This window comes from Burkholderia sp. GW821-FHT14F03 (assembly GCF_058803765.1).
The window spans coordinates 63163-84211 of record NZ_JBXAPG010000037.1 but is presented as its reverse complement, the minus strand read 5'-3'; the positions used below and the strand labels follow the sequence as shown (position 1 = coordinate 84211).

General features: G+C 69.0%; 14 protein-coding genes. 3 read left to right on the top strand and 11 right to left on the bottom strand.

The window, feature by feature from the left end; all coding sequences use genetic code 11:
• Positions 1 to 2505: ATP-binding protein (locus AC1RQF_RS23640; RefSeq protein WP_492873089.1), on the top strand; the 2505-nt coding region annotated here is incomplete at its 5' end.
• An 842-nt stretch (positions 2506 to 3347) separates the two neighbouring features.
• Here the strand turns inward: AC1RQF_RS23640 and AC1RQF_RS23635 are convergent.
• The 6 genes from AC1RQF_RS23635 to AC1RQF_RS23610 form a co-directional block, all read right to left on the bottom strand.
• The gene (locus tag AC1RQF_RS23635) at positions 3348 to 5276 is read right to left on the bottom strand and encodes a Xaa-Pro dipeptidyl-peptidase (protein WP_492873088.1); all 1929 of its coding nucleotides are present in this window, start codon (positions 5274 to 5276) and stop codon (positions 3348 to 3350) included.
• Between the two features lie 141 nt (positions 5277 to 5417).
• On the bottom strand, positions 5418 to 6971 hold the full coding sequence (locus AC1RQF_RS23630; RefSeq protein WP_492873087.1) for a S8 family peptidase: 1554 nt from the start codon (positions 6969 to 6971) through the stop codon (positions 5418 to 5420).
• A 738-nt stretch (positions 6972 to 7709) separates the two neighbouring features.
• Entirely contained in the window at positions 7710 to 8222 is a 513-nt protein-coding gene (locus tag AC1RQF_RS23625; RefSeq protein WP_273996908.1) for a hypothetical protein, read from the bottom strand.
• Positions 8215 to 9003, bottom strand: coding sequence for a polymorphic toxin type 44 domain-containing protein (locus AC1RQF_RS23620; protein ID WP_273996909.1), 789 nt, complete (start codon positions 9001 to 9003; stop codon positions 8215 to 8217). The genes AC1RQF_RS23625 and AC1RQF_RS23620 overlap by 8 nt, the downstream gene beginning before the upstream one ends.
• Positions 9000 to 9512: a PAAR domain-containing protein gene (locus AC1RQF_RS23615; protein ID WP_492873086.1), complete on the bottom strand. Its 513-nt coding sequence runs from the start codon at positions 9510 to 9512 to the stop codon at positions 9000 to 9002. Before AC1RQF_RS23615 ends, AC1RQF_RS23620 begins: the two co-directional genes overlap by 4 nt.
• A 352-nt stretch (positions 9513 to 9864) precedes the next feature.
• Positions 9865 to 12150 carry an NADP-dependent malic enzyme gene (locus tag AC1RQF_RS23610; protein WP_492873085.1) on the bottom strand — a complete coding sequence of 762 codons (2286 nt, stop codon included), beginning with the start codon at positions 12148 to 12150 and terminating at the stop codon, positions 9865 to 9867.
• A 189-nt stretch (positions 12151 to 12339) separates the two neighbouring features.
• Here AC1RQF_RS23610 and AC1RQF_RS23605 point away from each other — a divergent pair, with 189 nt between their 5' ends.
• Positions 12340 to 13269: a LysR family transcriptional regulator gene (locus tag AC1RQF_RS23605; RefSeq protein WP_492873092.1), complete on the top strand. Its 930-nt coding sequence runs from the start codon at positions 12340 to 12342 to the stop codon at positions 13267 to 13269.
• A 387-nt stretch (positions 13270 to 13656) separates the two neighbouring features.
• On the opposite strand, the gene AC1RQF_RS23600 is transcribed toward AC1RQF_RS23605, so the two are convergent.
• On the bottom strand, positions 13657 to 13947 hold the full coding sequence (locus AC1RQF_RS23600; protein WP_492873084.1) for a hypothetical protein: 291 nt from the start codon (positions 13945 to 13947) through the stop codon (positions 13657 to 13659).
• Between the two features lie 303 nt (positions 13948 to 14250).
• Here AC1RQF_RS23600 and AC1RQF_RS23595 point away from each other — a divergent pair, with 303 nt between their 5' ends.
• Positions 14251 to 15645, top strand: coding sequence for an ATP-grasp domain-containing protein (locus AC1RQF_RS23595; protein ID WP_492873083.1), 1395 nt, complete (start codon positions 14251 to 14253; stop codon positions 15643 to 15645).
• Positions 15646 to 15696: 51 nt separating this feature from the next.
• Here AC1RQF_RS23595 and AC1RQF_RS23590 read toward each other — a convergent pair whose 3' ends face one another.
• Genes AC1RQF_RS23590 through AC1RQF_RS23575 form a run of 4 tightly spaced genes read right to left on the bottom strand, consistent with a single transcriptional unit; the run spans position 15697 to position 20818 of the window.
• Entirely contained in the window at positions 15697 to 17238 is a 1542-nt protein-coding gene (locus AC1RQF_RS23590; protein ID WP_492873082.1) for a TolC family protein, read from the bottom strand.
• Entirely contained in the window at positions 17225 to 19495 is a 2271-nt protein-coding gene (locus AC1RQF_RS23585; protein ID WP_492873081.1) for an FUSC family protein, read from the bottom strand. The genes AC1RQF_RS23590 and AC1RQF_RS23585 overlap by 14 nt, the downstream gene beginning before the upstream one ends.
• Positions 19476 to 20525: a multidrug transporter subunit MdtN gene (gene mdtN / locus AC1RQF_RS23580; protein ID WP_492873080.1), complete on the bottom strand. Its 1050-nt coding sequence runs from the start codon at positions 20523 to 20525 to the stop codon at positions 19476 to 19478. The genes AC1RQF_RS23585 and mdtN overlap by 20 nt, the downstream gene beginning before the upstream one ends.
• Positions 20522 to 20818: a hypothetical protein gene (locus AC1RQF_RS23575; RefSeq protein WP_273996917.1), complete on the bottom strand. Its 297-nt coding sequence runs from the start codon at positions 20816 to 20818 to the stop codon at positions 20522 to 20524. The genes mdtN and AC1RQF_RS23575 overlap by 4 nt, the downstream gene beginning before the upstream one ends.
• Positions 20819 to 21049 lie beyond the last annotated feature (231 nt).

Genomic DNA, 21049 nt, shown 5'->3' with positions numbered 1-21049 from the left:
CCCCCCCCCCCCCCCCCCCCCCCCCCCCCCCCCCCCCCCCCCCCCCCCCCCCCCCCCCCCCCCCCCCCCCCCCCGGCGTGGCGACGGCGGCTGGTCGCGTGCCTGCTGGCGTTCTGGCTGCCCACGGCATTCGCTGCGGGGCCGGCGCCCGCGTTCACCGACGAGGAGCGCGACTGGATCCGTGCGCATCCGGTCGTACGCGTCGCCTCGGAGCCGAGCTGGCGCCCATTCGAATACGTCGACCGCGGCCGCCGCGTCGGCATCATCCCGTCCTACCTCGACGCCATCTCGCTTATCTCGGGCCTGCATTTCGAGCCGGTGCAGCAAGCGCAATGGGGACACTCGCTCAGGATGCTGCAGGAAGGCCAGCTCGATCTGCTGCCCGACATCTGGAACGAGTCGATACACGCGCGGTTCGGCGATAACGCGGTCAGCACCACGCCCTATCTCGTCTGCCGCATCGCGATCGTCACCGCGAACGACCACACGATGGTCTTCGACCTCGGCAAGCTGACCGGCAAGCGCGTCGCCATCAAGCGCGACGGCGGCATCGAATACTTCCTGCGCAGCAAATACCCGGGCATCGAGATCCTGCGCTTCAAGGACGAGGAACAGGCGCTCGAAGCCGTGCGCGACGGTCTCGCCGACGCGGCGATCGGCGTCGACGCCTCGATGCTGCCGACCGTCCGGCGTCGCTTCACCAATCGCCTGTTCGTGTCGGGGATGGCCGCGAGCCATCCGGTCTCGGTATCGATGGTGACGCGCAAGGACATGCCGATCCTCGCCTCGATCATCGACAAGTCGCTGGCGGCGATGTCCTCGCGCCAGACGGAAGCCATTCTCGACCAATGGCTCGGGCAGGCGAACTACGGGCAGCCCACCTTCGAGTCGATTCTCCGCTATCGCTGGAAGCAGCTGCTCGCGGTCGCGGTCGCGATGCTCGGGTTCGCGATCCTCGCGCTGATCTCGATGAAGGCGCGCGCCCGCGCGGTGCGCAGCGAGCGCGACAAGAGCGCGTTCCTCGCGTTCATGAGCCACGAGGTGCGCACGCCCATGCACACCGTGCTGTCGTCGCTCGAGTTGCTGCAGGGATCGCGGCTGGATCCGGCGCTCGCCGAGCGGACCAGCGCCGCGATCGTGGCCTCCGAGACGCTGCTCGCGCTGCTCGACGAGGTGCTCGAATACTCGCGGGTGGGCTCGCGCGGCGCGCGGCTCGAACGCATCGCCACGCCGATCGGCGCATGGGCCGATGACACGCTCGACATGGTGCGTTGCCGGGCCGAGAAGAAGGGGCTCTCGCTGTCGCTCGAGATCGAATGCAATCCGCAGCTGACCTTGTTGATCGACCCGATGCGGCTGCGCCAGATCGTATCGAACCTGCTCATCAACGCGATCAAGTTCACCGACCAGGGTTGGGTGGGCCTGCGCATCGGCTACGCGCAGACGACCCGCTCCGACTGGACCGGCACGCTCACGCTCGAAGTATTCGATACCGGCATCGGCATCCTGCCCGAGCAGCTGCCGCATCTGTTCGATGCGTACTGGCAGGCGGAGCAGTCCTCGCGGCGCAGCAACAGCGGCGCGGGCCTGGGCCTCGCGATCTGCAAGGAGCTGTGCGTGCTGATGGGCGGCAGCATCGACGTGCAGAGCACGCTGGGCGGCAACACGAGCTTCACGGTGCGGATTCCCGCCCTGATCGAGGAACCGGGCCATGCGCCGCCCACGGCCCGGCGCGCGCCGCCCCCTCTGCTCGCGGGCCCGCCGCGGCCATCCGTCGACGCGTCGACGCCGGAGTCATCCGCGTCGCCTGCGCCCCTGCCGCTGCCGCTGTCGCTGTCGCCGTCGGCCGAGACCCCCGACGCCCGGCGCAAACCGCAACTGCTCGTGGTCGACGACCATGAAGCCGTCCAGCTCGCGATCCGCAGCCAGCTCGATGCGCTCGGCTGTGCGTCGTTCATCGCCGGAACGGGTTCTGCCGCGCTCGCCGCGTTCGAGCACGGCGCCTACGACATGGTGCTGCTCGATTGCAACCTGCCTGACATCAGCGGGTACACGGTCGCTGAACGCATGCGCGAATGGGAAGCGGCGACGGGCCGCCACACACCGCTGATCGCGATCTCGGCCGCCACCGACGACGAGCATCGGATGCGCTGCGTGACGAGCGGAATGGACGGCATCCTGGCGAAACCGCTGCGGCTCGGCGCGCTGCGCGAGCTGATCGCGATGTGGTGTCCGGATGCCGCGATCGGCGCACCGGTCGAATCGCCGGCCGCACCCGCGCCTTCCGTCGATGCGCCGGGGCAGTTCAACATCCGGGCGCTGGAAGGCGATATCGCGCTGCTCAAGCACGCGCTCGATGACAACGATCCGGAAGGCGCGCGCTATGCGATCCATCGGATCCGCGGTGCCGCGCACATCGCCGGCTGGGAACATATCGCGGAAATCGCGGGGCTGTGGGAAACCCATCTGCTCGAACATGGCCGCCCGACCGCGCTCGATGCGTGACGGCGGGTGATGCGGGGGCTCGGGGGCTCTGGTATACGGCCACCTCGATAGGACATCCACGGCGACACGCCGCTTCCGGCGTCGCCATGGCTTGCTGGTTTCGATCATTCATTCGGATTACGACTGATTGTCGGCATGCATGCGAATATGCGACGGCGCGACACGACGCATCGGGACAGCGCGCGTCCCACGCCTGATGTATGCCGGCCGGATGAAACCGCCGTGGATGCGACAACCGGCATGAACGCCAGCGCAGGGAAAAACGCCCGACAGCAGGAAGATCGGCGCGGCCCCGTGAACGCGCGTCCGGCTCGATCGAGACGCGGAATGCGCGAAATGCACTGGTTCGAATCAGGTGTCCTCCCGCTCGAATGCGATGAACGCGCGCCGTTCTTCCGCGCTGAATCGGCAGTCGAACACGGTCTTGCCGCTCACCCGGCTTGGTCAGCCGGCGACGTCGATCCAGTCGATCCCCCAGCCTGAGTCGAAACCCGCCTGCTCCTCCATGATGACGTTCCGTATTGAAATACGGACCGCCTCCAACGCACCGCGAATCGGGCCATGCAAATCAAGGCGCGAAGCGCCAACCGATCTCGCAAGTACGAAACGCCACTGCCCGAAGGCCACGCGGGACAAAAGATATAGCCGAAGATTTTCCCGAGCGTGCCGATGCCCTGCCGAAGCCGGCTCCGCGCAACGCGCCGGCCCATTGCGGGCGGCCGGGATCGGGGCCGCCGGCGCAACGACCGGCGGCCCCCCTCGGATCAGCGACGGCGGATCCGAATAAGAAAACGGCAGCCCACGCGCCCGACCGCGCCCGTGGACCACCGCGCACCGCCCCGTCAGGCGCCCGCGAGCGGCACCGTCAGCGAGGTGCCGACCGGATCGAGCCGCAGCTCCGTGCCCGGCGTCGGCCGCAGGGTCGCTTCATTGTCGCTCGACAGCACGACGAGACCGAGGCGATGGCCGGGCTCGAGCGTGTAGTCGCGCGGCATGAAGGTCAGTTGCAGATCGTACGGCATGCCTGCGAGCACCGGCTGCGACCACCACATCGACACCGGATTGCGCGCATCCGTCCAGGCCCGCGTGACGATCGTCGCGGTGCCGTCCGGCGCGCGATCGACGATCAGCGCGGTCAGGTTCGCCGCGGCCGACAGCGTCACGCGCACCCGCGCCGTCGGCGTGCCGGAAATGCGGCTTGCCGTCGCGAGCGGTGCGGTCTCGAAACGGCTGCGATGCGCGCCGCTGTCGGTGTTCGCGAGCGTCAGCGCCGGAATGCGCGCGTCGTCGCTGAACACGGCAAGCGGCCCGCCCGTCGGATAGCGCAGCAGCACCCCTTCCCGGCTGCCGTCGCCGCCCGCGAAGTAGGTCACCTGCCGCGCACCGCGCGCGGGCCATGCGGCCTCCTTCAGCACGCTGCCGTCGGTCTGCTCGATCACCGCGCCCGGATCGCGCTCGACCCCGTTCGCATTGCCGAGCAGGTAGCGCGTGAACCAGCGGTTGACCTGCGTCGGCCACGCCTCGGCGAACGCGGGCCGGCTGCGCGGATCGATATGCTTCGCACGGTGCAGCCACAGCTGCGTCGGCACGCCCTGGCGGCGCATCGCCAGATACCACGAGGTCGACTGTTCGGTGCGGACGTTGTCGTCGGCCAGCCCCTGCGCGATCAGCGCGGGCGCGACGGCACGCTCGGTCGGAATCTCCCGCGCGAGCCAGAACGCCGAATAGTCGCCCGTCGCGCGATCCTCGCGCCGCGCCGCTTCGTCGACCACCTTCGTGCAGCGCTCCGGATGCGCATTGGTCAGCAGCGCCTTCACGTAGACGTCGACGTCCTCGCCCTGATAGCCCTCCGGCGCGCGCACCAGGCCGCCCGCGCGGTAATAGCCGTACATGTTGGACAGGCCCGCGATCGGCACGATCGCATCGAGCCCGCGCGTGCGCAGGCTGGCGACCATCTTCGGCAAAGTGCCGTCGTAGGACACGCCATACATCCCCACGTGCCCGGTCGACCAGCTCGCCACGATCGGCTTGCCCGCCGCGTCCTTCGCGGCCGCGTCGCGACCGAGCCAGCGGATCACCGACGCCATCGCGACCGACTCCTCGCGCGTCACGATGGTCGGGCAGCCGTCCGAGCCGGCGGTGCCCAGCGAATCCGCATAGACGATCGTGAAACCGCGCGGCACGAAGTACCCTTCGATCCACGAGCGCGCGGCGGCCGCGACCTCGGCCTGCTGCCGCAGGCGCGACAACGGCGCGGCGCTCGCGATCCGCGCGTTGACCGACGGCGGATGCGCGCTGCCGTCCAGCTCGACGTCGACGTCGTGGTTGGGGCTGTCCGCCAGATTGTTGTAGTACGGGCTCGCGAGCACGATGACCGGCGTGAGCGCGCCGCGATCGGTTTCGGCCGGCCGCACGACGCGGACGTGGATCCGGTCCTTGACGCCGTCGCCGTCGGAATCCACCGGCGTCTCGACCCAGGCCTGCTCGGTGATGGTCGCGCCCGACAGCGACGGCTGCACCTGCCCGTCGCGGATCACGGGCGGGTATTTGCTGTCGGGCTGCGCCGCATACGGCACGCCGGACGGCGATACATGCGGACTGCCGCGCTCGGCGGCAGCGGCAGCGGAGGGCGCATCGGCCGCCCGGTTCTGCGCGAGCGACGACGCCGCCCCGCCCACGCCGCCGTCATCGCCGCCGCACGCGGCCAGCAACGCGGCGGCGCCCAGCGCGGCGAGCCAGGGCCGCGCCGCTTGTCTTGCTTGATGTTTCATTGAATCCCCCTTGGTTCTCGTTGATATGAACGCCGGATCGTGTCCGGTCGTTCCGACGCCTCGATCGTCCCGCCTGCCGCCCGCCGCACCGGAGCACCCGGCGCGGCGGGCCGCGGCGACACACCACCGTCGCCGCCCCGCTTATTGCGCGGCCGACGAAACCGCCGCGCCCGCGTCGAGCAGCCCAGCGCCGCACGTGCTGGTCGTGCAGCCCGAGCCGCTCGGGAAGCGCCGCGCGCTCGCCTGCAGCTTCTGCAGCACCTGCGCGGGCGTCAGCGACGGGTTCGCCGCGAGCATCAGCGCCACCGTGCCCGCCACGTGCGGCGTGGCCATGCTGGTGCCGTTGTAGCTCGCGTAGCTGTCCTCCGCCGGACCCTTGCGCCCGCTGTTCAACGTCGACAGGATGCCGACGCCCGGCGCGGAGATCTTCACGATCGAGCCGTAGTTGCTGAAGCTCGCGCGCCGGCCGTTGCTGTCGGTCGCGCCGACGGTGATCACGCCCTGGCAGTTGGCCGGTTGCGAACTGGCAGCCTGCGCGTTCTCGTTACCCGCCGCCACCACGACCACCGAGCCCTTCGCGGTCACTTCGTTGATCGCGCTCTGATAGCTGCGGCTGCAACTGTTCGCCCGGCCGCCCAGGCTGAAGTTCAGCACCCGCGCCGGATTGCGGTTGACGGGCGCGCCCGGCACCGAGAGGCCGGCCGCCCAGCGCATGCCGTCCACGATGTCGCTCAGCGTGCCGCCGCACTTGCCGAGCACGCGCACCGGCAGCACCTTGCCCTTCCACGAGATCCCCGCGACGCCCGCGCCGTTGTTGCTGACCGCGCCGATCGTGCCGGCCACGTGGGTGCCATGCCACGAGCTGTCGGTCGGATAGGTGTTGCCCGATTGATCGACGTTGCACCGGTAGAACGGCCCGGAGGGATCGTCGACCTCCTGCTGCGTCAACCAGTCGCCCGGATCCGATGCATCGGCGTCGCGGCCGCCGCCATCGTTCGCGCCCGCCGTGTCGCTGACGAAGTCATAGCCCGGCAGCAGATTCGCGGCGAGATCCGCATGCGGGCGATAGCCGGTATCGACCACCGCCACCACGATCTTGTCGGAGCCCGTGGTCCGGTCCCAGGCGGCCGGCAGGTTCGCGCCGCCGACCGGGTTGAAGTAACCCCACTGCTCGCTGTAGCGCGTGTCGTTCGGCGTGAGCAGCGCGCGCAGCCGCACGTCCGGCTCCGCATACTCGACGGCGCCGTCGGCCGCGAAATCGCGCGCGAGCGCCTCGGCCTCGGCCGCCGTCACCTGTCGCTGCAAGGCCAGCACGGTCGCGCCGCCCGACATGTCGCGCTTCACGCGCACGCCGGCGGCCGGATCCGCCGCATTGCCGGGCGCCGCCGCGGCCGCCGCGCCGAACGCGCGGCTCGCCGCCCGCGTACGCCGCGCCGCCAGCACGCGATCGATCACCGCATCGATGCCCGCCGCCTGAGGTGTGCCCGCTTGCGCTCCGCCCGTTGCGGACGCGGCGCCGCGCGCAGCCTGCGCGGCGGGCCGCAGCTTCACGATCAGCTGGTTGACCGGGCCTGCGCCGCTGCTCGTCGCAGCCGGCCGATCTCCCACGTCCGCGTGTGCGACGGACGTCGTCATTGCGCAGGCAAGCGCAACACCAATCGACATGTATGAAGTAGTCCGAAACAATGAGTGCATATCAATACCCCTCAGTAAAGACATCGACAAAATGAATCGGGATCGCGGCGCGTGGCCGTCGCCCTGTTGCAACCGGCGTGCATTGCCGCGGGCCGCGACCTGACGGCCGGGACCGGAGCATGACTGCGCCGCCGGGAAACGAATGCGGAGGATCGGGGCGTCCCGCCACGTGCGCAGGACACCCCGTCTTCCGTCGGATCATATAAGCCGGGGTGAATCGGCATGAAAGCCGCCCGGTCTGACTTGCTCTCTCAGGTTCTGCTGGCACTTCCGTGCGCGGACGCGACGGGCAGGCCAGGCGCAATATGCCCGGTCGGCCATGGGTTCGTCACGTCCGCGCGGTTCAGCTGCGGCGTCGCCGCGATTCTCGAGGCCCTCGTGATATCGCCGGCCGCGCGACGACGCGCGGCCAATCCAGTTCTCACTATTAGTATTTCTAAATAAATGCTATCGGGATCGCACCGCGCCGAAGCCCGCCAACCGCCTGAACCATCCGGATCAAGCGGCCCTCATTGGCTCACTTCTTGTGCTCGCGCTGCTTTCCAGGAGCTTGCACAACGTTATCTTGATGAAATAACCGTGTCAAACTTTTTTAGATGAAAACAAAAAAAGTTTCTCGTGCGGTGCAGCAAGAAATTACCCCGCGCATATATTCTTATTATGTTTTTGTGTCCGAAGCAAAACCGGCATGGCGCGACGCTGCGCCGGCCGGACCCGGCAGCCCACGGGCTCAAGGGCTCAATCGCGCTCGACCACGTAGTACCAGTCGGGGGCGATGCGCTTCACGTCCGCGCGCTCGGGCAATGACGCAGTTTCCACCGCGTAGATGTAAGACGCATGACAGGTCGTGCAAGCCACGCCGACCTCGACATGCTCGACCCGGGTGCCGCGATAGTCGACGTTGATCCGCTCCACGTCGAGGCCGGTCCGCCGGACCGCATCGCGCACGCGCGTGAAGAGCCGCTCGCCCTGCGCGTCGAACGGCTTCGCCGCGCCCTCGAACAGGTTGCAGGTGCGGGTCTCGTTGTTGGTGCTGTAGTTGCCTTCCGGCGTGGCCAGATTGCGGCACCAGTCCTGGTCCCGGTAGGCGCTGACGTGGTGGGCCTTCAAGACCGTCACGAGCGCGTCGAGCTTCGGCGCGACCGCGCCGGCCGCCGGGTCGCCGGCCGCCGTCGCCCATGCATAGGCGGCCGCGCAGACGAGCAGGGTGGCGCCGAGCGCGGCGCCGGTTCGTTGGGTGGCTTTACTCATGATGTCCGCAGAGATGGATGCGCTTCGCGCCCTCGTGCGCGTCGCCCCAGGGCACCGGCACGGCGGCGATCCGGTCGAGCAGCTGGCCGACGGTCAGCGCGGCCGGCTTGACCGCCGCGTAGAGATCGATGCCGAGCTGGATCGAGGTGTGATCCTGGATATCGTCGCCGGTCGCGGGCCATGCGCCGTTTTCCGGATGGTCTTGAACGGGCCGGCCGTGCCACTTGTCATCGGCGATCTGCGCGAGCGCCGCGCCGTTGATCAGCTCTTCCCCGGTGAACCCGACCGCGACGCCGACATACCCATAGTGGATGTTCGACCAGATGTCGTAGTAGTAGTCGTACTGGCCGTACTTGTGCCAGGGCGTGAACTTGCCGCCCGGACGGAATTTCTGTCGCAGGATCGGCTTGTGATCCCACGGACGGCCGGGCGCGACCATCTTGGTCCACAACGTGTAGGCGGCCGTCTTCTGGCTCGCGGCCATGCCGTTGCCGCCGCTCATCGCGCTCGGCGAGATCACGAGCCGCTTGTACCACGGCAATGCACTCCACTCATCCAGCCCGCGCTTCGGGTCGAAACTGTTGAACATGAGAATCTGCTTGCCTTCCGGCGTGAACGGATTCTTCTTCATCTCGCTGACCATGAACTCCGCGACCGGCACCGCATCGTTCGGGTGGTCGCATACCGTGACCAGCTTCAGGTCGGTGTCTTCGAACGGCGTCGTGTGCAGCGCCGCGACGAGCCGCATCGGCTTGCCGTTCTGGCCCAGGATCCCGCTCATGACGCGTCCTCGACGTAGATGCGGACATGCTCGGCATCGAGCGTCTGCTTGAGGAGGTGGGTCTGCCCCTGCGCATCGGTCACGCCGTGCTCGACCGAGCCGTCGGCGCGCTCGATCGCGTAGGCCAGGTTCGGCAGCGGCTCGCCGGTGTCGACGCCGCGCAGCACGTAGCGATCGTCGTACTTGCCCTCGACCCAGGCGCCGTCGTCGGTCTGGTAGAACGCGGTCGGCCCCGCGCCGCTGCTGTTGGCGATGCCGTGGACGTCGTTCAGCGTCGAGATCAGCGGGCAGCCGCCCGTGGTCTTGTCGCCGTGGACGAGTTGCGACTTGCCGCCCGGCAGCATCGATTGCGCATGGCTCGCGATCCCGTGGCAATTCTTCTGGCACGCGATCTTCGCGCCGTCATTGGCGAGCTGCCGGCCGTGGCTCGCGCAGGTTGAATCGCCGTCGACCACGACGCCGCCGCATGCGGCCTGATCGCCGACCCGAATCCAGCCCAGGATATTCATGACCGCCCCCGCGCGTCCGTCATCGGGTACGACGGCGACGCGACGCCGCGCGCTGCGTGACTTTTACCGCCCTGCATGGTGCCCTCTCATCGGCTTTGTTGTTGCGGCATTTTACCAAGATGAAAGGGCGGTCCGGCACCGTCCGCGCATGCTCGCGGGGGTGTTTTCGCGCCTCGGCGGCCGCCTCGCGCGCGGCCTGCGGCGGTTGTGCGATCGCAGCTCGGCCAATCGGCCTTCATGACGCGCGGAACGGGTACGCTTTACTCGCCGAGCCCGCTCATGCCGGCACATTTTTCCGACCCCGGCGATCCAGCGCCCGGGCCGGCCGCGCACACGGCCGGCCCGCGTGCGTTCAATCGCGATTCGCCTGCAATACCGTCAACGCGGCCATGTTGACGATCCGCCGCACCGTCGAGCTGGAGGTCAGGATATTGACCGGCGCATCGACGCCGAGCAGGAACGGCCCGACCGCGACGTTGCTGCCCGCCCCCGTCTTCAGCAGGTTGTACGCGATGTTGCCCGAGTCGACGTTCGGACACACGAGCAGGTTCGCCGCCCCGCTCAGCCGCGAGGTCGGCAAGATACGCAGCCGCAGCGCCTCGTCGAGCGCGCAGTCGCCGTGCATCTCGCCGTCGATCTCGAGGTCCGGCGCCAGCGCCGTGACGCGCGCGAGCACCTCGCGCATCTTCGCGCCCGACGCCGAGCTGCCCGAGCCGAAGTTCGAGCGCGACAGCAGCGCGACCTTCGGCGACAGGTTCAGCCAGCTCATCTGCGCCGCCGCCGCGAGCGTGAATTCCGCGATCTGCGCCGCATCCGGATTGTCGTTGATGTGCGTGTCGACGAGCGCCACCGTGCGTTTGTCGAGCAGCAGGATGTTCATCGCCGCATAGGTCTGCGCGCCCGGCCGCTTGCCGATCGCCTCGTCGACGAAACGCAGGTGGTCGTGATACGCGCCCACCGTGCCGCACACCATCCCGTCGGCGTCGCCGAGCCGCACCATCATCGCGCCGATCAGCGTCAGCCGGCGGCGCATCTCGACGCGCGCCATCTCCTTCGTGATGCCGTCGCGGCAGCGCAGCTCCCAGTAGGTGGTCCAGTACTGGTGGAAACGTTCGTCGTACTCGGGATTGGTCACCTCGACGTCCTCGCCGAGCCGCAGCCGCAGGCCGAACTTCTCGATGCGCGCGAGCAGCACCTCGGGCCGGCCGATCAGAATCGGCCGCGCGAGCTTCTCGTCGACGATCACCTGCACCGCGCGCAGCACGCGCTCCTCCTCGCCCTCGGCGAACACGATGCGCGTGCTGCCGCCCTCGCGCACGAACTGCTTGGCGGCCGCGAACAGCGGCTTCATGAACGCGCCCGAGTGATAGACGAACTGCTGCAACTGGTCCGCATAGGCGGCGAAATCGTCGATCGGCCGGGTCGCGACGCCGTCCTCCATCGCCGCGCGCGCGACCGCGGGCGCGATGCGCACGATCAGGCGCGAATCGAACGGCTTCGGGATCAGGTAGGTCGGCCCGAACGACAGGTCGTACGCGCCATAGGCGGCCGCGACCGAATCGTTCGGCTCCTCCTGCGCGAGCCCCGCGATCGCGTGCACCGCCGCGATCTCCATGCCGCGCGTGATGGTGGTCGCGCCCACGTCGAGCGCGCCGCGGAAGATGTACGGGAAGCACAGCACGTTGTTGACCTGGTTCGGATAATCCGAGCGCCCGGTTGCGATCACCGCGTCGTCGCGCGCCGCGAGCGCGGCCTCCGGGAAGATCTCCGGCGTCGGGTTCGCGAGCGCGAGGATCAGCGGCCGCCCGGCCATGCCCTTCAGCATCTCCGGCTTCAGCACCCCGCCCGCGGACAGCCCGAGGAACACGTCGGCGCCCTCGATCACGTCGGCCAGCGTGCGCGCGGAGGTGTCCTGCGCGAAGCGGGCCTTGTCCGGGTCCATCGCCGCCTGGCGGCCGCGATAGACCACGCCCTCGATGTCGGTCACCCAGATGTTCTCGAGCGGCAGGCCGAGGTCGACCATCAGGTCAAGACACGCGAGCGCCGCGGCGCCCGCGCCCGAGGTCACCACCTTGACCTGCGAAAGATCCTTGCCGACCACCTTCAGGCCGTTCAGGAACGCCGCCGACACCGTGATCGCGGTGCCGTGCTGGTCGTCGTGGAACACCGGGATCTTCATCCGCTCGCGCAGCTTGCGCTCGACCGTGAAGCACTCCGGCGCCTTGATGTCTTCCAGATTGATCCCGCCGAACGTCGCTTCGAGGCTCGCGATGATGTCGACCAGCTTGTCCGGGTCGGTTTCGGTGATCTCGATGTCGAACACGTCGATGCCCGCGAACTTCTTGAACAGCACCGCCTTGCCTTCCATCACCGGCTTCGACGCGAGCGGCCCGATGTTGCCGAGCCCGAGCACCGCCGTGCCGTTCGTGATCACGCCGACCAGATTGCCGCGCCCCGTATAGCGGAACGCCGCGCCCGCGTCCGCCGCGATCTCCTCGCACACGGCCGCCACGCCCGGCGTATAGGCGAGCGCGAGATCGCGCTGGGTGACGAGCGGCTTGCTCGCGGTCACGGCAATCTTGCCCGGCGTCGGCCAGGCGTGGTATTCGAGCGCCGCGGCGCGATCGGTCTGGTTCATCTGCTCCTCTCCTCTACTCCGTGCGCCGGGCGGGTCCCGGCGTCCATCGATGCGGCCATTCTAGGGAGCGGGCATAAGTGTTTTATTTTGAATTAGTATGGGGCCATTATGTTTACATGATGACGCAGGGGCGCGGACGTGCGAATCGATCCGGATGAAGTCAAGCGGCGCCTGAATACGCGCCTGAAGATGCGGCACCTGATGCTGTTGCTGCAGATCCGCCAGCACGGCTCGCTGACGCGCGTGGCCGAGCACATGGCGAGCAGCCAGCCGGCCGTCACCAATGCGCTCGCCGAGCTGGAAGGCATGTTCGGCGGGCCGCTGTTCGAGCGCTCGTCGCGCGGGATGACGCCCACCGCGCTCGGCCAGGTGGTGCTCGCGCGCGCGCAGGCCATGCTGCACGACCTCGACCACCTGACCCGCGACATCGAGGCGCTCGCGGCCGGACACGCGACGCGGCTCCATATCGGCGTGATCCCATTCATCTCGGGGCGCACGCTCGCGGCGGCGATCCGCGACACCCAGGCACGCCTGCCGCGACGGCTCACGATGACGATCCACGAAGGCACCAGCGACGCGCTGATCGCGCAGCTGCGCGATCACACGCTCGACATCGTGATCGGGCGCGCGTCATCGACCGTCGATCTCGATCAGTTGCAGTTCGAGGTGCTGCACCGGCAGAAGCCGCGCCTGATCGCGAGCCGGCGTCTCGCCGCGCGGCTCGCGCGCCACGCGCCCGACTGGCGCAAGCTGGTCGAGCTGGACTGGATCCTCGGCGCGCCACACACGCCGATGCGCGAACAGATCGCCGACCTGTTCCTGCATGCGGGCGTCGCCTCGCCGGTGCCGATCGTCGAGAGCTATACGTCGCGGCTCATCGGCGAGATGATCGTCGCGAACGAGAACGCGGCGTCGATCGTACCCGCCGACATCGCCGAGGAACTGGTGCATATCGCGGGGGTGGCGATCGTGCCGTATACGCTCGACTGGACGCTGCCGCCCGTCGCGGCGTTTACGCGCGTCGGGCCGCCGCGCGAGGTGGATACGCTGTTCGCGCAGGCCTTGCGGGCGTTGTATCAGGCGGAGGAAGGGAAAACCGGCGCGTCGCCCGGAAGGTGAACCCGCGCGCGGACGCGGGCGATCGATGCGCGTCACGCCGGGTCATCGCGGGCCTGGGACCAATCGTTGCTTCAGCAACCATACCGACCGTCGACCCATGAAGGGAAAAGGGCCGCGAGTGAATTCCGTGGGCGGGCGGCAGGAAAGAAATGGTTTCGGCACGGACCGCGTCCGGCCAAGTCAGGCGCTTCAGCGTCATATCGCGGGGATCGCCCCATCACGAGATCCCGCTTGGCTCATCGCGATGCGGCCGGCATGGCCGATCAAGCGTTGTTGCATTCGTCGCGCCGTGGGCGAAACGCATGAACCATGGTCTTCACGAGCCGCGCGTCGGCGCGATCGAGAGGCCAGTCGCGCGCACCACGCGCAGCCGGCCTTGTCCGCGTGTTACGCAGTCGTATTGACGTTGCTCCCCAACGCCGAGCCGTCGAGCGCATAGGTCGCCGCGGTCGATGCGTTGGTCGTGCCCGCCTGCGTGCCGAGCAGGGACAGGATGCCGCTCGACGTATTTGACGTACTCGACGTGCCGTCCGTCGTGCTCGACGACGCCTCGACCCCACCGTGATGGCCGTGCGCGTGCCGGCCTCGCCGGACGGCCGAGCCGCCGCCGGCCTGCTGGGTCGAACCACTCTGCTGGAGCGGATAGGTGCTGCCGGATGAAATCCCCGAAATGGACATGATGCGCCTCGCGTTCTGATTTGAAGGTAGCCGTAAGATTCGTGGGTTCGCGTGGTCTCCTCGCGAACCCGCCCAGTGTGCGTCAAACGCGCCTTTCAATTCAAAAGCGCCCGTAGGCTGCCTGTTTGCCCCCGCATTACCGGGCGTTACCCATCGCGATGGTCGTAAGCACCGGTAACTTTCCCGGTCCTCGGGCATGCCACGCACTGCTATGTTTCGTCGGGTCGCGTGCCACGCGCCTCCACCCGTCATCGTCGTCTGCGCGCACGCCCTTGCAGCGGGCATACAGCGCGCCCAGCCATCATGTCCATCGATCATTTTCTCGCGCTTGCCTCTTCGCACCAGCAGGCAGGCCAGCTCGACCTCGCGGAACGCCACTATCGCCAGGCGCTCGGTCTCGCCCCCGGTCATCGGGACGCCTGCCTCGGCCTCGCCCACACGCTGATCCGCGCCAATCGCTTCGACGAAGCGATCGGTTATCTGCAACTCCTGCTGCACGACACCGCCGACACGGTCGCCGTCCACCAGCAGCTCGGGCTCGCCCAGGCCTGCGCCGGCCGCCATGCGCTCGCGCTCGAACACTTCAACCGGGTGCTCGAACAAACGCCGGACGATCCGGCGATCCTGCATCTCGTCGCCAATCTCCAGCAGGCGCTGGGGCTCGACGACGCGGCGCGCGCGAGCTACCGCCGCGCGCTCGATCTTCAGCCGCTCGTCGTCGTGCCGGCCGCCGTATCGCCGCCGGCATTCCGCGCGCTGTTCCTGTTCGCGCCCGGCGCGGGCAACACGCCGTTCCAGTTCCTCGTCGAGCACGCACCGTTCGAAAGCAAGGTCCTCACGCTGCTGCCCGATCTCGATTACGACATCGCACGCTGCCGCGCCGAGGCGGACGTGGTCGTCAACCTCATCTCCGACGTCGACCGCAGCCTGGCGCTGCTCGCGCCCGCCCAGGCGCTGGCGGAGCAACTGGGGCTGCCGATCGTGAATCCGGCGGACCGCGTCGCGCAAACGGATCGCGAGACGATCGCGCGGCGTCTTGCGCACCTGCCGGGCTGCGAGGTTCCGCAAACGCGCCGCCGCCACGCGGCCGACCTGCGCGCACTCGACTTCCCGCCGGCGTTCCCGCTGCTGGCAAGACCCGCGGGCACGCACGGCGGCGACGATTTCGAGAAGATGGACGACGCCGCGCAACTGCGGGCCTTCGTGGCGCAGCGCGTCGACCAGGACTACTACCTGACGCCGTACGTCGATTACCGCTCGGACGACGGCCTGTTCCGCAAGTATCGCTTCCTGTTCGTCGGCGCTGCGATCCTGCCGTACCACCTCGCGATCGGCGAGCACTGGAAGGTCCATCACGCGACGACGCAGATGGCCGCCCACGCGTGGATGCAGCACGAGGAAGCCGCGTTCCTCGACGCGCCATGGGGCGTGTTCGATGCGTCGCAGCGCGCGGCGCTGCACGCGATCCGCGACACGATCGGTCTCGACTACTTCGGGATCGACTGCGCGCTCGCGCGCGACGGCGCGCTCGTCGTGTTCGAGGTCAACGCGAGCATGCTCGTGCATGGGAACAACCCGCAGTTCCCCTACAAGACGGATGCGGTGGAACGAATCCGGCGGGCTTTTCATGCACTGCTGGCCGAGCGCGCGCGGACGCGGCCGCCGAAAGCCGTCGCGCATGCGGGCAGCGCGTCATAACGCGACGTCCGCTCGGGCCTCAGGCCGGGCTCGTCGAGCCGCCGCGCGGCCTCACCACTGCGCCTGATTCGGAATCGAATCGACCGCGCCCGTCGCGAGCGCGACCGAGGCGGCCGCCGCGAGCGCATTGCTGTAGCTGTCCGCATACGCGTTGTGCGCCGCGAGCAGCTGGTTCTGCGCGAGCAACGCGTCGGTGACCGAACCGACGCCATGCCGGTACGCATCGAACGCCGCGTCGTAGGTGGTCCGCGCGGCATCCAGCAGATCCTTCGCGGCGGAATGCGCGCTCAGGCTCGTCTGCAAGGTGTTCTGCGCGGCGACGATCTGCCGGACCGCTTCCTCGCGGCTGCGCGCGAGCCGGGTCGAGGCGCTGTCCGCGTCGTTGCGCGCCTGCGCGAGCACCGCCGAGCGCAACCCGCCATCGTAGATCGGGATCGTCACGCCCACCATCACGCTGCCGCCGTAGCGGCCGCCGCTCACGTTCAGCGCCGGCAGTTGCTGGCCGACCGCCGGCACCGCCGACACCGACGAACTGCTCGTGTTGTACGCGCCCGAGGCGGACAGGAAAATCTTCGGCATGAATTCCGACTGCGCCGCCTTCACCTTCGCGGCGCTCGCGCGTTCGGCCGCATACGCGCTCAGCACGTCGGGACGGCGCGCGATTGCGGTCGAGACGATCTGCTCGACCGAGTCGCCCATCGCCGGCGACAACGCGCGCGCCGGCAGCGGCGCGATCTTCGGCTTCGACAGCGGCGAGATGCCCATCGCGGACACCAGCGCGAGATAGCCGTTGCTCTCCGCGCCCTGCGCCTGGACCAGTGCGAGCTTCGCCTGCGCGCGGTTCTGGGTCGCCTGCGCGACTTCGATCACGGTGCCGATGCCCTGCCGATAGCGCGACTGCGCGGCCTTGAGAATCGCCTCCGCGTTGTCGAGCCCCTGCTGCGCGGTGTCGATGCGCGCGCGCGCCGCCTGATAGGCGTAGTAGGCGACGCTGACGTCGTAGATCACCTGCTGGTGGGTCGCGGTGAAGCCGATGTTCGCGATCACCGAGGCCTGCGACGCCGCCTCGACGCGCGCCGCGCGGCCGCCGAAATCGAACAGCAGCCATTGCAGCGACAGCACCGAGGTCACGCCGCGCGTCGTCCCGCTGATCGACGAATCGCCGAGCGCGCTCGACGAATTGCTGTGCGCGCCCGCATAGCGGCCCAGCGCGGTGGCCGACAATTGCGGCAAGTACGCGCTCTTCGCGATGCCGGCCGTGAGCGCGGCGTTGCGCGCATCGTTCCACGCGATCCGCGTGAGCGGATTGGCCGACTCGGCGAGATCGATCAGCTCGGGCAGGTTGTACGCGTGCGCGGCATCGAGCGAGGCCGGCGGCGGCGGCACCGCGGCGAGCGCGGGATTCGCCGGCAGCGTGTAGCGCGCGGCCGTCGCGGCCGTCGCCGGCTTGCCCGGCGCGATCGCGCCCGTCGGGTCGATGGCCGGCTGCCAGGGGCGGTCGGGACGGTCGGGCGCCATGTCGAGCGACGAGGTCGCGCATCCGGCCAGCGCGGCCAGGGTCGCCAGCGCGAAAGGCAAGTCAAGCCGGCGCATGAATCGTGTGCTCCTTCGCGGCGTCGTCCGACGCCGCGCGTTCGAGTTGGATGAGGCGGGCGTCGCCGAGCGCGCGCAACGCGTTGCGCAGCGGGTCGGACGCCGCATCGGGGGTCGGGGCAGGCGGTGCGCTTGCGGCGGTCGGCTTCGGGGATGCGGATGAGGACGTACCGCGCCGACCGTCCGCGCCACCATCGGCCGAAGTGGCTGCATCGGGATTCGAGGCGGACGATGCGCTTGCGTCGACCGGCTTCGGGATCGCGGCTGCACCGCGCCGACCGGCCGCGTCGCGGTCGGCCACGGTCGTCGCTGCATCAGCAACGGGCTTGGCGGAACCATCGGTCGCAGCCGCGCGCGCCGGCATATCGTCGGCCGCCGCATTCAACCCCGTCGCGGGAGCCGACGCCACGGGTTCGCCGAACGCCGCGTCCTCGCGCGCCCCATCCTCCGCGAGCCGCCGCAGCCAATCGCCGATCGCCGGATCGCCCGGGTGGCGCTCGGCCAGCAGCAGCATCGGCCCTTCCAATGCATCGAACCGCGCAAGCGTGGCGCGCCGCGCGCCGATCCATTCGGGCGAGGGCCGCACCCACGACGGCTCGTAATGCATGAGCGCGATGTCCTGCCGCAGCGCCTCGCCGGTGGCCAGCGCCGCGGCCGCCTGGGTGCGCCGCGTCGCCACGTGCGTGAGCGCGGTCAGCCTGGCCCACTGCTCGCGCAACGCGGCCAGTGTCGCATCGACGCGCCCGCTGACGCTGACCGGCCAGACGCGCGTGAAGATCAGGTAGACGACCACGTTGCCGAGCAGGATCCCGATCGTGCGGTCGCGCGCGATCGTCAGGTCGAAGGCCGGCGCCGCGCCCTGGATCACGCACAGGAAGAACGCGAACGCCACCTGAAAGCCCGCGTAGGCGATGCGCGGCGAGCCGAACGCGATCCACGCGGACAGCCACGAACCGATCAGCACCACCAGCAGCAGTTGCGCGATCGAGTTCAGCACCGGCATCACGAACACCAGCGCGGCCGTGCCGAGCGCGGCCCCGACCAGACAACCGACGATCCGCAGCGTGAGCTTCTCGACGGTTTCCGCGGTGGTGCCGAGCGACACGACGTAGACCGTGATGAAGCAGGTATGGATGCCGGACCAGTCGAGTTGCGAATAGGTCAGGTAGCAGATCATCGCGGCCACGGTGGTCTTGAGCGCGTAGCGGATGTGCTCGGGATTGCTGAATGCATCGGGCAGGAAGAAGCCGCCGCGCTTCTTCTCGACGGGCGGCGGCACGTCCGCCGTCGGCGTGGCGAAGCCGGTGAGCGCGTCGTCCAGCTTGTCGACGGCCAGCCGGGCAAGCGGCGTCAGGCCGTCGCGCGGCGGCAGCGCCAGCGTGATCTCGACCGGATAGCCGCCCGCTTCCAGCATCGCCGCCATCTCGTCGAGCGTCTCGGCGAGCGGCGCGACGAACGCGGCCGGCAGGCGCGCCGCCGGCTCGCGGCTCACGAGCGACGCGACGCCGAGAATCGCGAGCGTCGACGACATCGCCTGCTTGAACGCGGGCGCGTCCGCACGCTGCGTCGAGCCTTCCAGCACCGACAGCTTGAGCCAGGTGCCGAGCTGCGCGTCGCCGAGCCGCACGCCGGCGTCGATCGCGTCGCGCGCCGCCTCGGGCTCGCGCAGCGCGTGCGCCGCGAGCCGCAGCCGCTTCGCGATTTCGCGGCCCATCAGCTTGCGCGGCGAGGGCGCGCATGCGAGGTTCACGACGATCGCCACCGCGACCGGAATCGCGACCATCAGCCACGCATACAGCAGCGCGCGCGTCGCGGCCTCGCCGAACGGCACGCTGCCGAGCTTGTCGAGCGTATAGCCGATGAGCATCGCGATGATCGCGCCGACCGGCCGCAGCTTGCTCGCCGAGGTGACGAACAGCAGCCCCGCGGACAACACCGCGATCCCCGCCACGCGCAACGCCGGCTCGTCGAGCACGACGAGCGCGACGCCCAGCACGATCGCGATCACGACCGTGATCAGCAGCAGCATCACCGTGCTCAGCACCACGCTCGTCACGCGGTCAGCGCGGATCAGGAAGAACACGACATAGGCGGACAGCGCCGCCTCGGGCGTGCCGTACACCATCGTCACGAGCGTCGTCAGTGCGCAGATCAGCGCGACGCGCGAGGCCGTCGCCGCGCGCCCCGGGAACGGCGCGAGCAGCTTGCGCAGATCGGCGAGACCGGGCCGCCGCAGTTCAGCGGCAAACCGCGCCATGCCTGACCTCGACGATCGCGCTGGCGCCGACCCGCACCAGCCGCTCGGCCGGTTCGTCGAGCCGCACCCGCACCGGGAAGCGCTGCGCGACCCGCACCCAGTTCACCGATTGCTGGACGATCGGCAGCGCGCGCGGCAGGTTGATGCGATCGGAATCCGCGACGCCCGCGCCGATGCCGACGACCTTGCCGTTGATCGCCTGGCCGCGATCGATCATCGAATAAACGGTCGCGCAATCGCCGATCGCGATGTGCTTGAGCGCGCCCTCGCGGAAGTTCGCGACCGCGAACCACTCGTCCGCATGCACCAGCGTGAACAGCGACTGGTTCGGCGCGACCGTCTCGCCCGCGAGCACCGTGAGGCCCGTCACGTAGCCGTTGTGCGGCGCGCGCACCACGGTCTGTTCGAGGTTGTACTGCGCGAGCGCGACCGCGGCCTCGCGCGCGTGCACGCTCGCGATCGCGCCGGCGTCGTCGCCGACCGCCTGCGCGCTCGCCTGCTTCTGCTGCTGCGCCTGGCGCAGCGACAGTTCCGCATCGCGCTGCGCGACCTGCGCCTGATCCAGCTGCTGCGCCGGCACGTAGCCCTTCGCCGCGAGCGGCGCGATCCGGTCGACATTGCGGGTCGCGAGCGCGTAGTTGTGCGCGGCCTTGCTGGTCTGGTCGTCGGCGACCGCCGCGTTCGCGCGCTCGCTCGTGATGGTCTTGTGCCGCGTATCGAGCGACGCGCGCGCCAGTTCGAGATCCGCGCGCGCCTGCTGCAACGTGAGGCGGTACGGCTGCGGATCGATCTCGAACAGCAGGTCGCCCTGCTTGACGCACTGGTTCTCCTCGACCGCGAGCCGCACGATGCGCCCGCCGACGGGCGTCGCGACGTGCACGACGTCGGCGTCGATCGTCGCGTCGTCGGTCGATGGAAAGCGCGACGAACGGTAATACGCATAGCAGGCGATGAGCACGCCGAGCGCGATGATGACGATCGCGATCACGCGGCCCTTGACGGAGATCTTGCGTACGCCGGCCATTTTCATAGCAGTTGCCCCGTGCCGATGAGCCAGACCAGCGCGGCGATCGCGATGCCGATCGCGACGCACACCGTCAGCTGCGACGGCATCACCTGCGCGAGGCCGGTCGAGACGAACAGCCGGTGCGCGAGCAGCGCGCCGACGAGGCCGAGCACGCCGCCCACCAGCCACAAGGGAAAGTACGCGCCGAAGATCTCGAACGAGGGCGCGCCGCGCGACGTGCAGCCGGGCAGCAACAGCGCAGCGCTCGCCGCGGCCGGCAGCCGCCTCGCGCGTGATGAAGACAGAGTTGGGGACATGGGCGCGTGTGGCATGCAATTGTCATAGTACGAACGAATTGCGCGTACTTTACCAGCGCAGCCAGCACAACTGAATCACTCCGGCACTCGAAATTCGGGCCGCGCTCCCATTCACGCCGATACGTTTAGGAATGCTGTTTCAGCGTCTCAAACAGCATTGCAACCATTTCGTAATACTGTCAACGATCGCACGCCCGGACCGCGCGCGATCATCATTTCAGTTTCAGGAAC